Annotated in this window: 12 protein-coding genes; 9 read left to right on the top strand and 3 right to left on the bottom strand. The window is 57.8% G+C overall.

What is annotated here, in order from left to right; all coding sequences use genetic code 11:
- The first annotated feature begins 68 nt into the window (after positions 1-68).
- From katG to ACFOOP_RS12565, 5 genes are all read left to right on the top strand, one after another.
- Complete coding sequence (gene katG, locus ACFOOP_RS12585) at positions 69-2228, top strand: catalase/peroxidase HPI (protein WP_379881562.1); 2160 nt, start codon at positions 69-71, stop codon at positions 2226-2228.
- Between the two features lie 543 nt (positions 2229-2771).
- Positions 2772-3866, top strand: a complete 1095-nt coding sequence (alr, locus tag ACFOOP_RS12580; protein WP_379881304.1) for an alanine racemase — start codon at positions 2772-2774, stop codon at positions 3864-3866.
- Positions 3867-3885: 19 nt separating this feature from the next.
- Positions 3886-4659, top strand: a complete 774-nt coding sequence (locus ACFOOP_RS12575) for an MlaE family ABC transporter permease (RefSeq protein WP_379881303.1) — start codon at positions 3886-3888, stop codon at positions 4657-4659.
- A gap of 8 nt (positions 4660-4667) precedes the next feature.
- Positions 4668-5447: an ABC transporter ATP-binding protein gene (locus tag ACFOOP_RS12570; RefSeq protein ID WP_379881302.1), complete on the top strand. Its 780-nt coding sequence runs from the start codon at positions 4668-4670 to the stop codon at positions 5445-5447.
- A 2-nt stretch (positions 5448-5449) separates the two neighbouring features.
- Positions 5450-6271 (top strand): FkbM family methyltransferase, encoded by an 822-nt coding sequence (locus ACFOOP_RS12565; RefSeq protein ID WP_379881301.1) that lies wholly within the window; start codon positions 5450-5452, stop codon positions 6269-6271.
- A 3-nt stretch (positions 6272-6274) separates the two neighbouring features.
- Here ACFOOP_RS12565 and ACFOOP_RS12560 read toward each other — a convergent pair whose 3' ends face one another.
- Positions 6275-7063, bottom strand: coding sequence for a hypothetical protein (locus ACFOOP_RS12560; protein ID WP_379881300.1), 789 nt, complete (start codon positions 7061-7063; stop codon positions 6275-6277).
- Between the two features lie 236 nt (positions 7064-7299).
- Here ACFOOP_RS12560 and ACFOOP_RS12555 point away from each other — a divergent pair, with 236 nt between their 5' ends.
- Positions 7300-7890 carry a nuclear transport factor 2 family protein gene (locus ACFOOP_RS12555; protein ID WP_379881299.1) on the top strand — a complete coding sequence of 197 codons (591 nt, stop codon included), beginning with the start codon at positions 7300-7302 and terminating at the stop codon, positions 7888-7890.
- An 8-nt stretch (positions 7891-7898) separates the two neighbouring features.
- On the opposite strand, the gene ACFOOP_RS12550 is transcribed toward ACFOOP_RS12555, so the two are convergent.
- Entirely contained in the window at positions 7899-8456 is a 558-nt protein-coding gene (locus ACFOOP_RS12550) for a 2'-5' RNA ligase family protein (protein ID WP_379881298.1), read from the bottom strand.
- 100 nt (positions 8457-8556) lie between these two features.
- Here ACFOOP_RS12550 and ACFOOP_RS12545 point away from each other — a divergent pair, with 100 nt between their 5' ends.
- Positions 8557-8844, top strand: a complete 288-nt coding sequence (locus tag ACFOOP_RS12545) for a magnesium and cobalt transport protein CorA (RefSeq protein ID WP_379881297.1) — start codon at positions 8557-8559, stop codon at positions 8842-8844.
- Positions 8845-8847: 3 nt separating this feature from the next.
- Here ACFOOP_RS12545 and guaA read toward each other — a convergent pair whose 3' ends face one another.
- On the bottom strand, positions 8848-10437 hold the full coding sequence (gene guaA / locus ACFOOP_RS12540; RefSeq protein ID WP_379881296.1) for a glutamine-hydrolyzing GMP synthase: 1590 nt from the start codon (positions 10435-10437) through the stop codon (positions 8848-8850).
- Positions 10438-10680: 243 nt separating this feature from the next.
- Between guaA and ACFOOP_RS12535 the strand changes: the two genes are divergently transcribed.
- Together ACFOOP_RS12535 and ACFOOP_RS12530 are read left to right on the top strand one after the other, a co-directional pair.
- Complete coding sequence (locus ACFOOP_RS12535) at positions 10681-11928, top strand: metal-dependent hydrolase family protein (protein WP_379881295.1); 1248 nt, start codon at positions 10681-10683, stop codon at positions 11926-11928.
- A 215-nt stretch (positions 11929-12143) separates the two neighbouring features.
- A complete protein-coding gene (locus ACFOOP_RS12530) occupies positions 12144-12764 on the top strand; it encodes a VPLPA-CTERM sorting domain-containing protein (RefSeq protein ID WP_379881294.1) in 621 nt (206 codons plus the stop codon).
- Positions 12765-12784: the final 20 nt, after the last annotated feature.

Genomic DNA, 12784 nt, shown 5'->3' with positions numbered 1-12784 from the left:
ATGAATCGCGCGAAGTCACGACGCCAACGCCGGAGGCCGTTGAGGATTCCGCTGGTGAAACAATTTCCATGAAGGAAGACGCGGCGCCGGCGGAAAGCGAATCCAAAACAAACGACTTCTGGTGGCCGGATGCGCTTGATCTCAGCCCCCTTCGCCATAACGCAGCAGCATCCAATCCTATCGGCGAAGACTTCGATTACGCCGCCGAGTTTTCAAAACTCGACCTCGCCGAAGTGAAAAAAGACATCGAAGCCGTCATGACGGACTCACAGGATTGGTGGCCTGCAGACTATGGACATTACGGACCGTTCTTCATTCGCATGGCCTGGCACGCGGCAGGCACCTATCGCATGTATGACGGCCGCGGCGGCGCCGGCGGCGGACAGCAGCGTTTCGAGCCGCTGAACAGCTGGCCGGACAATGTCAGCCTCGACAAAGCACGACGCCTTCTCTGGCCGGTAAAGCAGAAGTATGGCCGCGCCCTATCCTGGGGCGACCTTATGGTGCTGACCGGCAATGTCGCGATGGAGTCCATGGGCTTCAAAACTTTCGGTTTCGCAGGCGGGCGCGAAGATGATTGGGAAGCCGAAGTCGTCGATTGGGGCACGGAAGACACCATGCTCGCCGGCGATCAGCGTTTCCATGGCGACCGGGAGCTCGCCAAACCGCTGGCGGCGACACAGATGGGCCTCATCTACGTTAATCCGGAAGGTCCGAACGGCAATCCAGACCCTCTCGCGGCGGCCCATGACATCCGTCAGGCCTTCCGCGGCATGGCGATGACCGATGAGGAAACGATTGCGCTCATTGCTGGCGGCCACACCTTCGGCAAGGCCCATGGCGCGCACAAGCCAGATGAATGTCTTGACCCCGAACCCGCCATAGCCGGCGTGGAGCAACAAGGTCTCGGCTGGGTGAATAAATGCGGCAAAGGCAATGCGGAAGACACCATCACCAGCGGCCTCGAAGGCTCATGGACAATGAACCCGACCGAGTGGACACATCAGTATTTCTCGAACCTGTTCAACTTCGAATGGGAACAGACGCGCAGCCCGGCAGGCGCTATCCAGTGGGTGCCGACCGATGAAGCAGCGGGTCAATTGGCGCCGGACGCCCATGATCCTAACAAGCGTCACGCGCCGATAATGTTCACGACGGACCTCGCGCTGAAAGAAGATCCGGAATTTCGGAAAGTGTCACAGCGCTTCTTTGAAAATCCGGAAGAGTTCGAACTGGCTTTTGCGAAAGCCTGGTTCAAGCTCACCCACCGCGATATGGGCCCGCGCGCCCGTTATCTCGGGTCGGAAGCGCCTGCTGAAGAACTGATCTGGCAGGACCCGATCCCGGCGGTTGATCACCCGCTGATCACGTCAGCTGACGCCGCATCGATCAAGGCTGACATCCTTGCGTCAGGTCTGACGGTTCCGGAACTCGTGCGCACCGCCTGGGCGTCGGCTTCGACCTTCCGCGGCACCGATATGCGCGGCGGCGCCAATGGCGCGCGTATCCGCCTTGCCCCGCAAAAGGATTGGGCGGTCAACGATCCCTCCGAGTTGTCAAAAGTTCTGACTACGCTTGAAAAAGTGCAGACGGACTTCAACGATGCGCAAAGCGGCGGCAAGAAAGTCTCGCTCGCCGATGTGATCGTGCTCGGCGGCAATGCGGCGATCGAAAAGGCGGCGCAGGATGCGGGCAATCCGGTCAACGTTCCCTTTACGCCGGGCCGCATGGACGCTTCGCAAGAACAGACGGACCTTACCTCCTTCGCCGTTCTTGAACCGAAGGCGGACGGCTTCCGCAACTATCTCGGCGGCGCTAACGATAAGTCACCGTCTGAGCTTCTTGTGGACCGTGCGAGCCTTCTGGACCTCACCGTGCCTGAAATGACGGTTTTGGTCGGCGGCATGCGCGCCCTCGACGCCAATGCAGGCGGAACTGACTATGGCGTCTTCACTGACACGCCGGGAGCGCTGACGAATGATTTCTTCGTCAACCTGCTCGATATGTCGACGAAATGGGCGCCATCGAATACGCCTTATGTCTTCGAAGGCCGTGATCGTCAGACTGGCGATCTGAAATGGACGGCGACCGAGAACGATCTCGTCTTCGGCTCTAATGCGGAACTGCGCGCTGTCGTCGAGGTCTACGCCTTTAACGGCGCGGAAGACAAATTCGCCGACGATTTTGTCGCCGCCTGGACCAAGGTGATGAACGCCGACCGCTTCTGATCGCTGCTAATCGCGATACAGGCGACGAACGATTGAGACCGCCCGGCGCCGAAAACGCGCCGGGCGTTTTTCATAGACAAGACATATTCAAATCGGGGGGATGCAGGGGGCGGCGGCAAGTATACACCCGTTTTGGAACCCGTGGATAAGTTTTCACCGCTTTTCAGATGGCCCTATAATGCTCCCAGTCCGGACATTGAGAGGCGGTGTGGCCTGCCGTTCCCACTGGTCCGGATCGCGGCGCGCAGGGCGCGAGGGTTGCGAAACGGAAACTCCTCGCACGCTGGCCGGTCGCAGAGCCCGGGCTTTCTCATGGCTCAACGTCTGGGGCGTAACACCCTCCGGCGGTCATGATTACGGCCGGGCCCGCCGACGCTGAACAACGCTGCAAATGCGGGGCGTGATGCGCCCTTATACTTCTATTGCGATGGACGTTTCACGCCCCGCGCCTCTCTGCCTTTTACGTTCGGGCTCACGGAAGCCGCGGCGGCGCCAGCGCTTGCCCTTTTCCCGCCGCAAAAAGCCCCTTAAAGCTCGGTGGCTATGACCGTTGACCCAAAAACCGCGCCCGCTCACGGGCCGATCGTCGAGATCGATCTTTCGGCCCTTTGCGCCAATTACGCGATGATCCGCGACGCCGCGCCGGAGGCGCGCGTCAGCGCAGCGGTGAAATGTGACGCTTACGGTCTCGGCCTCACGCCTATTTCCCGCGCGTTGTTTGAGCGCGGGGGGTGCGATGAATTTTTCGTCGCCTACCCGGAGGAAGGCGCAGCCCTGCGCGAAGCGCTGAACAATGCGGCCGCCCGCATCTATTGTTTCGCCGGACCATCGGAAGAAACGCTTGCGCTTTATGAGCGCGTGCAAATGACGCCCGTCATCAATTCGCTGACCCAGGCAGAGCTGTGGGCGAAACGCGGCGCAGGCCCCACGGTGGTTCACATCGACACCGGCATGAATCGCCTCGGCGCGCCGATGAGCGAAGCGCAGGCGATTGCCGCGACCCTGTCAGCGGCGGGCCGTGAGGTCAGCATCGTCATGAGCCACCTGGCCTGCGCCTCAGACCCGACGCATCCGAAGAACAAAGACCAGCGTGAAAAATTTGTCGAAGCCGCGCGGCGCTTTTCCGGCGCACGGCTTTCCCTTGCTGCGTCGGCCGGCGCATTGATGGACAAGGCCTATCAGTTCGATCTCGTGCGGCCCGGGATCGCGCTTTATGGCGGCAGCCCCTTCGATGCGGATGACGAGCGCATTTGCGATGTGGCGACCCTGAAAGCGCCGATTGTTCAGTTGCGCGACCTTCGCCCCGGTGAAACCGTCGGCTATGGCGCGACCTTCACAGCGACGGCCCCGGTGCGAATCGCGACCGTCGCTCTTGGTTATGGCGACGGTTATCCCCGTAATGACACGCCAGCGGGCGCCGCTATCGTGAATGGGGCCCTTGCTCCTATTGTCGGGCGCGTCTCCATGGACTTCATCACTCTCGATATTACAAGCCTAAAGAATCCTGTAAAAATAGGAGATTATGCGGAATTCTTCGGCCCGCGCCTGCGCCTTTTCAAAGCCGCCGCCGCCGCCCATCGCGTGCCCTATGACTTGCTCACAGGGCTTGGCGGGCGGATCGATCGCCGCTACCTCTAGACGGTCAAGGGGAGCGTCCATGAACATCTTTGCAATAACCGGCAGCGTCACCCTCGACGCCCTGCGCGAGACAGGCCGAATGGCGGTCTTCGCGGGCCGCGGCGCCCTCGCCAGCATTCTCGGACCATTTTACTGGCGCGCCTTTTTCTCCTCGCTGGTCCGCATCGGCTTCACCTCGCTGCCCGTTGTCGGGCTGACCGCCGTCTTCACCGGCGCAGCGCTCGCCCTCAATATCTATGACGGCTCGTTGCGCTTTAACGCCGAAACATTTCTGCCGCAGATTCTGGGCGTGTCTATTGTGCGTGAGCTGGGGCCAGTGCTCGCGGCGCTGATGGTCGCCGGACGGTGTTCCTCCGCCATGGCGGCGGAGATCGGGACCATGCGCGTCACCGAACAGATCGACGCCATGTCGACGCTGGCTGTCGATCCTTTCAAATATCTGATCGCGCCGCGGATTATCGCAACAACCCTCGCACTGCCGATCCTCGTGCTCATCGCCGACATCATTGGCGTTTATGGCGGGTATCTTGTTGCCGTGTACGGTCTCGACTTTTCCGGGCCCGTTTTCATTCGCAACATTTCCGAGTTCCTTCAAAACCGCGACGTCGTCAGCGGGCTTTTCAAGGCGGGCGTGTTCGGCTTCCTCATCGCGGTGATGGGTTGCTATTACGGCTATCGCAGCCGCGGCGGCGCACAAGGCGTCGGCGCTGCGACGCGCACCGCCGTGGTGGCGGCGGCGGTTTCGATCCTCGCATCGAACTATGTCATGACCTCTTTCCTGGTGGAGTTTTAATCAAACCCATGAGCGAGACGTCACACACCATCGCCGTGCGCGGTCTTCACAAAGGCTTCGAGAATAATCAGGTCCTGCGCGGCGTCGACATTGATGTGGATAAAGGCCGGTCTCTGGTCATCATCGGCGGCTCCGGCAGCGGCAAGTCTGTGCTGCTCAAATGCATTATCGGCCTGATGAGGGCGGATCACGGCACTGTTGAAGTCGATGGGCGCGACATCGCGCGGCATACGGACAGCGACCGGCGTTATATGACCCAGCGCACCGGAATGCTGTTTCAGGGATCAGCCCTGTTTGACAGTCTCAAGGTCTGGGAAAATATCGCCTTTCGCCTGCTCAACGCCGACCGGAAATCACGCAAGGAAGCGCGGGACAAAGCGATCGATTGCCTCGCTCAAGTTGGCCTTTCACCTGAGATCGGCGACCTTCATCCTGCGGCGCTTTCAGGGGGCATGCAAAAGCGCGTGAGCCTTGCGCGCGCCATCGCCTCCGACCCGGAGATCCTTTTCTTTGATGAGCCGACGACGGGTCTTGATCCGATCATGTCCGACGTCATCAATAACCTTATCGTCGAACGGGTGAAAGCCCTCGGCGCCTCGGCCATCTCCATCACTCATGACATGGCGTCAGCTCGCAAGATCGCCGACGAGGTCGCCATGCTCTATCAGGGGCGCATCATCTGGCGCGGCAAACCGGAAGACCTTGAACGCTCCGGCAATCCCATGGTCGACCAGTTCGTGCACGGAAGGGCGGAAGGTCCGATCAAGATGGCCTTGCGGCGGAGCTAGGAATGGCCGCCGCCATCGAAGGTTTTCCGCTCAAGCAAAAACTGAAGCTGTTGCGCCAGCGCGCATACGCCGCCCTGTCCTATCGCGGTCACGTTCCCCTGTCGGTAAGCGCCGATCCGCTGGGCGCCGTCATCCATGTTGACGGCATGTCGGTTTACGCTCCCTCTGCGCTGCGCTGGAAACTTTACAAGAAAGGTTGGGCGGCGCGTCTCGATCAACTGGAGCGGGAATATGGGGTCGGCCGGCACATGAACCTGAACGAGGTCAGCACCATTCTCGATATCGGCGCCAACGCCGGCGAATTCGCCTATGTCGCGGCGCGTTATGGCGCCCGTATTCATTGCGTAGAACCGGACCCGAAAGTCTTCGCCTGCTTGAAGGCCAATACATCCGCACTCTCAGGTGTTTCCATCTATGATGCGCTCATCTGGAAAGAAAACGCCGATCTCGCTTTTTTCTCAGCGCCGGATACCGCAGACAGTTCGGTTTTCGATGAGGGGCAAGGCGATAAGATCACCAAGCCCGCTGTCACGGTGGAGCGGTTTTGCGCCGATAATATGATTGCGCAAATTGACCTGCTCAAATGCGACGCCGAAGGCGCCGAGCCTGAAATTCTGGAAGGCATTGGCGCGATGTTTCCAAACATTCGCGTAATAGCGCTCGATACAGGCGCCGAACGCCGAGGTGCGCGCACCCATCGCGAATGCCGCACACTCCTTGAAGCAAACGGTTTTTCCGTTTTCGATGAAAAGATCGGCAAGCGGCTGATGACTTTCGGCGTCAACCCGGCGCTGAAAAATCATCCGGACGCCGCCCAAAAATAAAGTCTATTCTTTTCTCGCTTTGACAAGCGATGGCGGACGAAGTCGTTGCGCTTCGGAAAACAGCGAATAAGTCTTGTTCACATAGTTTGAAACATCAACAATGCTCGCCATATATTTTTCAAGCTCAGGCGTCATCTCCTGCTCCACTAAACGCACATGGGCGGACGGATTTTCAGTTTCAAAACTAATGTAAAACCATGGCTCGCCGCGTTTCAAAACCAGCGGCTTCGTCACATCGTACCATTCAAAGCCCCAGCTCAATGGCCGTGGCCAGATATGCGCCGGAAACCGTCCGCCCATTTGGAGGCCAGGCCGGGGCGTCGGGAAATAATGAAGATAAGGCGGCGTCTGCACAATGTAGCAGGGATCATCAGCCACAAAAACATAAGGCGCAATAATCTGGATCAAAGGCCGCTCAGGATTTCGCCATTCATGTTGGGGATGTAGCATCATCATTTCGCGCAAGCCTGTCTGGCGCATCCCGGATTTTTCACCGTCAGCGTCAACAAGCGTAAACTGTCCATTTGGCTGACGATCAAACTGCAACGTCAGATCGATTGGACATGGCACAACAAAATGCCGTCGGTCAAAATCCACCGCAGCCGGACAAACTTGTACGGATTTTGAAGAAACAGGCTTCGGATCATTACGGGAAAATGGCTGCGGCGGCGCCCAGATTACAGCTCCCTTTTGTGTCCGCACGGTCCAGCCAACAGTGATAGTGCGTTTTTTGCCGCTCTGCGCGGCAGCGCGCCCATCCTGTTCTTCAGCAAAATAATCGTCCCAGCTCATAAGGCGGCGCACCCCGAAAGTTAATAAACGAATCCAGTATCATCCTGAACGAAATGCTTGTGAATTCAATACATCGCAACATCAATTCGCCTTGTCGATTTATGGATGCTCCGGCCCCCTACAACTATAATCCGAACCCGGCGCCGAAATAGCGCCGATTTCTTTATAAGCATCGATTGGATGCCGTCCACATAGAGGAAAAGCTGGCGGCGAAGGCATAAGGTCAGGGCGTCAATATGGGAGGACAAAAAGAAATGAAAAACTCGAAACAAAGGATCATCCACCATGGAACTGGAGCATTATTCACAGTCCTGATTTCTTTCGCAGCAATCATGTCTGCTGCTTCCGCCAGGCCGCCAACAGCGACGAAAGAAAGCTTGCTTGACCGCATGCAGATCCAAGACATAATTATCGGCTACTACGCCGAACTCGGGTCTGGCGATCATAATTTCGGCGAGTATTTTCTGGATGACAGCGTATTCCTCCTGAACGGTCTGAAATATGAAGGCCGCGACGCCATCGAAGCGCTCTATGCGAGCTTTGATGACATTTCTGACAATATGAGCCGCGGCAGATTTCGCATGCTGCTGACAAATCTGCAGATAGACGTCAACGGCGACACAGCAACGGCGAGCATGATCTGGACCGGCGTCATGAATGAAGATCTTAAAGGCGCACCCAAACTCCAGGAACAAGGCCGGGAATATGACACGCTCGTAAAACGTAATGGCGTCTGGTATTTTCAAGAGCGTGTTGTCGTTGCCGATAGCGGACTTCCGGACATGTTCGACGACAGCTACAAAGACGCCGAACCGTCAGAAGAGTGAGCGCCAATTTACTGAGCGTTATCATGCAAGGACCATTGCCCCAGAAAGTCGTATCGTGACTCTCCAATATGACTTAAAATCAATAAGAAGTCTTTCACTTGCCAGCTTATGGCTTCAACAGGATGGTCCTCAATAAGCCGGTCCGCATAAAGTAGCGTTATATGCGGCGTGTAATTAAAATCCACAAACCGGCCGAGACCCTCCTTTTTCAATGCAGAGACCAGCTGGCGATGAAAATCCCGCAAGGCGATGAGCCCATAGTCACCTAGCAATACAAGCGGAAAGCGCCCTGACTTTGTATCAAAACTCCCTGCCCGATCAAACGTGACTTTGAAGGTCTCTGCGTTGACGCTCGCCGCCGCCTGCCCGGCGGCGTCAACCACTTCATTTGGCACGCATGAATATTCACCAAGATTTTGAAGTGAAATATGAAAGCGGTCGGCCTCAAAAGGATGGCCGGTTAATTTGTGGGCGCTGCACAAACGTCTTGCAAGCATTTCAAGACGACCCGCCGGCTCCTGATCGGGCAAAATAGCAAAGAAAAGATTATAGCTTTTTCTGTTCATATTCGCCCTTACGGAGAAATTGCCTATCCTAACCGTATTTGTTAGTCGTCATTCCAGCACTGCTATGTCATGTCCTGATTGAACCACAGGAACCAGAACGATGAACAACCCTATTCTCCGCAAGCTCGCCTGGTTAGGTGCAATCGTGTTGATGGCTGCGCTGGCTGTCTTTGTTTTCAGTATGTGGGGCCTTGCCGGCTCAGCGGTTCTCCTCGGTTTCTGGCTGGTATTCTATGCAGGCAGCAGTTTCGTCTTAAGACGCAACCAACAGCGCGCCAGAGACATTTTCGCGAATATGACAGAAGAACAGCGCCAAGCCACTCTCGCCGCTTTGAGTGAAAGCGATCGCGCAGAAATTCTTGAAGCGCTCAAGGCAGGGCGTAAATAGCCCTTACTCCCACTCAATTGTACCGGGTGGTTTTGACGTCACATCATAGACGACCCGATTGACGCCGCGCACTTCATTGATGATGCGCGTCGCGCAGGCGCCAAGAAATTCATGGGGGAACGGATAATAATCCGCCGTCATGCCGTCGGTCGAGGTGACGGCGCGGAGCGCCAGCACATGATCGTAAGTGCGTTCATCGCCCATCACGCCAACAGTGCGCACCGGCAACAGCACCGCAAAAGCCTGCCAGATCGCATCGTAAAGCCCGGCTTTCCTGATCTCGTCGAGGTAGATCGCATCGGCCTTGCGTAATATGTCCGCTTTTTCCTTCGTTACTTCGCCGGGAATGCGGATAGCAAGGCCTGGCCCGGGGAACGGGTGGCGTCCAACAAAATGCTCCGGCAGGCCAAGTTCGCGGCCAAGCGCACGCACTTCGTCTTTGAAAAGCTCGCGCAAAGGCTCGACAAGTTTCAGATTCATTCGCTCCGGCAGGCCTCCGACATTGTGATGCGACTTAATTGTCACTGACGGGCCGCCATCGAAGGAGACGCTCTCGATCACATCCGGATAGAGTGTTCCTTGCGCCAGAAATTCCGCATTCTCGATCTTGCCGGCTTCCTTGTCGAACACATCAATGAAGAGCGCGCCGATGATCTTGCGCTTCTTTTCCGGGTCGTCGACGCCGGCGAGCTTGCCGAGAAACAAATCCTCCGCCTCAACATGAATGAGCGGAATGTTGTAGCTGTCGCGAAAGAGGCGCACGACCTCCTCGCCCTCGCCCGCCCGCATCAACCCTGTGTCCACGAACACGCAGGTCAGTTGCTCGCCGATGGCTTCGTGGATCAGCACCGCCGCGACTGATGAATCGACGCCGCCGGACAGCCCACAAATGACACGGGCGTCGCCCACCTGCGCCCTGATCTGGGCGATCGCTTCCTCGCGAAACGCCGCCATGGTCCAGTCACCTGTAAGCCCGGCGATTTTTTGCACGAAATTCGCGAGCAGCTTGGCCCCGTCCGGCGTGTGCACCACCTCCGGATGAAACTGCACTGCATAAATCTTGCGGGCCTCATCGGCGATGGCGGCGAAAGGCGCGCCTTCGGATTTGGCGATGATCTCGAAACCGTCCGGGATCGCGTTTACGCGGTCGCCATGGCTCATCCAGACTTGATGGCGCGAGCCCGGCTCCCACACACCTTCAAAAAGCTGGCTCGACTTCACCACGTCGATCATGGCCCGGCCGAATTCGCGATGATCGGAGCTTTCTACGTCTCCGCCAAGCTGGGCGCAGATCGTCTGCTCGCCATAGCAGATCCCCAAGATCGGCGCGCCATAATCATAGACCGACTGATCCGCGCGCGGGCTGGTCTCGGTTTTGACGCTGGCGGGCCCGCCGGAGAGGATGATCGCCTTTGGCGCGAAATCATCCAAAAACGCCTTATCGACGCGATTAAAGGGGTGGATTTCGCAATAAACCCCGGCCTCACGGAGGCGGCGGGCGATGAGCTGGGTCACCTGGCTGCCGAAATCGACAATGAGCGCCCGGTCATGGACCTGAGCGTGAGAAGCGGGGGCTTGAGAATTGGGCTGCATGTTGAGCCTTTAGCTGAGTCTGGACGCGGGGTCACGCCTCTTTTCGCGGGCGCAACAGTGAAATTCCCACAGACTATAGGGCCTCGCGGAACCCCGTGAAAACTTATCCACGGGTTCTGAAATGGCCTTATAGTACCGCCCGCCCCCATCACCCCTGAAGCATTTTCGGCGCCTTTCTAGCGTCCGCCTTGACCGCTGCGCCGCACTCGCCGACCCTGAACCGGCGAAACAAGGGACAGCGTTATGAGATTTCTGGCGGCGATTTTCTGGATGCTGGCGACGGCTCAGGCCGGGGCGCAAATTTATGTGCTGGCGCCGGACCGCGTCTTTGACGGCGACGCCATGCATGAGGGCTGGCAAGTGCGGGTCGAGGGCGGCCGCATCAGCGCCGCAGGCCCCACAGTGGATCAGACCGGCGCGGAGGTGATCGACCTTTCCGGCATGACGCTGACGCCAGGCCTCATCGACGCGCACTCTCATGTCCTGCTTCATCCCTATGACGAAACGTCGTGGAACGATCAGGTCCTGAAAGAATCCGTCGCGGAGCGGTCGGCCCGCGCCGTCACTCATTTGAAGGCGACACTTGACGCCGGGTTCACGACCTTGCGCGATCTCGGATCCGAAGGCGCAGGGTTCGCCGATGTTGGGATCAGACAGGCGCTTGAAAAAGGCGTGATCGCGGGGCCGCGGCTGATCGTTGCGGGACCGGCGATTGTGGCGACCGGCGCCTATGGCCCTTCCGGCTTTCATGAAGGCGTCGCGGTTCCGAAAGGGGCAATTGAAGTCAGCGGCGTTGAGAATCTCATCGCCGAAACGCGGGCGCAGATCGGCGGCGGCGCCGACTGGGTGAAAGTCTATGCCGACTATCGCTGGGGGCCCGGCGGCCTCGCTCGGCCGACATTCTCCGTGGACGAATTAAGAGCGATCGTTGACAGCGCCGCCGCGGCCGGAACGCCGGTGGTCGCACACGCCGGAACGGACGAAGGCATGCGCCGCGCCGTTGAGGCGGGCGTCGAGACCATCGAACATGGCGACGGCGGATCGCTTGAAACTTATCGCCTGATGGCGCGCAAGGGGATTGCGATCTGTCCGACGCTCGGCGCGGTCGAAGCCATCTCCCGCTATAGCGGCTGGAACGGCGCAGCGGAAACGGCGCCGCAACGCATCGCGGACAAGCACGCGCAGATGACGCGCATCCTTCGCGCCGGAACACCACTGTGCAACGGCTCCGATGTCGGCGTCTTCCATCATGGCGACAATGCGTGGGAGATTGAATTACTGGTCGATTATGGCGTCACGCCAATCGACGCCCTGAAAGCCGCAACCTCCGGCAACGCAAAAATCCTGCATCTAGAAAATGAAACCGGCTCTATCAAACCCGGCCTAGTTGCTGATCTTGCGGCGTTCGCCGGCGACCCGTCACAGAACATTGCTACGCTGGCCGATGCTCGCTTCGTCATGAAAGGCGGCAAGATCATCAGGAAGCCTTGAGAAGAATTTCGGCGCAGGGCGCAAATGCTTCAACACTTTTTCATGGTAACGTAAACGGCAGGCCATTTTGGCTACGAAATACGGCATGTATTGCTAAAATAATCGCGCTTTCCGCGTGAAACACGGGGCCGCAATTCTATCAATTGGTGTGCTCGTTTGCTTAGTCATCTCTGTATGCTACATCATGCGGCATTGGTTTTTTCAAGGGGTACAAAGTGAAGCGTTTAGTAGTGTCGTTGGTCGCCGGGGCGATCGCTATTGGATCAAGTGCGCAAGCAGGCGTCATCGCAACCAGCCTTTATGGCGATGTCGATTGTTTCGGAACCAACCAGGTCTGTAATGATGGCGTCCGCGGATCGGGCACATTTTCAGATTTCAACGACTTTAATGCGGCAATGGTCGCGGACAGCACCCCGCTCACGGATCGCTGGCCAGACGTTTTCGATAGTCAGTCGTGGGAGCAGTCGATTTCCAATACCGGCGCTGCGACTGAGGCTTCTCTCGACCTTCGGGTATGGGCGATGGCGGATATTGGCAACACCTACGATGTGCAAGTTAATGGAGTATCGGTCGGCACAATCGACACGGTTACCGCCGCCGACACCTATTTGGCGCAACAGGTTCGTAATCTTACGTTTCTGTTTTCCGCAGCGCTCGTAAATGATGGCGTGAATACGATCTCCCTGATCAATGATGGGAGTGGCGACAACTGGTCGCTTGATTTTTCACGGTTGTCACTGCTCGGAGCAAGCGAAGTGCCGCTGCCGGCCGCACTGCCCCTCTTCCTTATGGGCCTTGCCGGTCTGGGCGCAGCACGCCGCAAGCGCCAAAGCTAAGCAGCAAACGCTTAAATGGA

Origin of the sequence: Hyphococcus aureus (assembly GCF_042643165.1) — a bacterium.
Classification (GTDB): Bacteria; Pseudomonadota; Alphaproteobacteria; order Caulobacterales; family Parvularculaceae; genus Hyphococcus; species Hyphococcus aureus.
Note: the sequence above shows the minus strand (reverse complement) of the source record. Positions and strands in the feature narration are given on the sequence as shown.

Bases quoted from the DNA above. Each gene is read 5' to 3' on its own strand.
- ACFOOP_RS12565 (WP_379881301.1), top strand. From the start codon at position 5,450: ATGGCCGCCGCCATCGAAGGTTTTCCGCTCAAGCAAAAACTGAAGCTG.
- katG (WP_379881562.1), top strand. From the start codon at position 69: ATGAAGGAAGACGCGGCGCCGGCGGAAAGCGAATCCAAAACAAACGAC.
- ACFOOP_RS12560 (WP_379881300.1), bottom strand. From the start codon at position 7,063: ATGAGCTGGGACGATTATTTTGCTGAAGAACAGGATGGGCGCGCTGCC.
- ACFOOP_RS12550 (WP_379881298.1), bottom strand. From the start codon at position 8,456: ATGAACAGAAAAAGCTATAATCTTTTCTTTGCTATTTTGCCCGATCAG.
- alr (WP_379881304.1), top strand. From the start codon at position 2,772: ATGACCGTTGACCCAAAAACCGCGCCCGCTCACGGGCCGATCGTCGAG.
- ACFOOP_RS12570 (WP_379881302.1), top strand. From the start codon at position 4,668: ATGAGCGAGACGTCACACACCATCGCCGTGCGCGGTCTTCACAAAGGC.
- ACFOOP_RS12545 (WP_379881297.1), top strand. From the start codon at position 8,557: ATGAACAACCCTATTCTCCGCAAGCTCGCCTGGTTAGGTGCAATCGTG.
- guaA (WP_379881296.1), bottom strand. From the start codon at position 10,437: ATGCAGCCCAATTCTCAAGCCCCCGCTTCTCACGCTCAGGTCCATGAC.
- ACFOOP_RS12535 (WP_379881295.1), top strand. From the start codon at position 10,681: ATGAGATTTCTGGCGGCGATTTTCTGGATGCTGGCGACGGCTCAGGCC.
- ACFOOP_RS12555 (WP_379881299.1), top strand. From the start codon at position 7,300: ATGGGAGGACAAAAAGAAATGAAAAACTCGAAACAAAGGATCATCCAC.
- ACFOOP_RS12575 (WP_379881303.1), top strand. From the start codon at position 3,886: ATGAACATCTTTGCAATAACCGGCAGCGTCACCCTCGACGCCCTGCGC.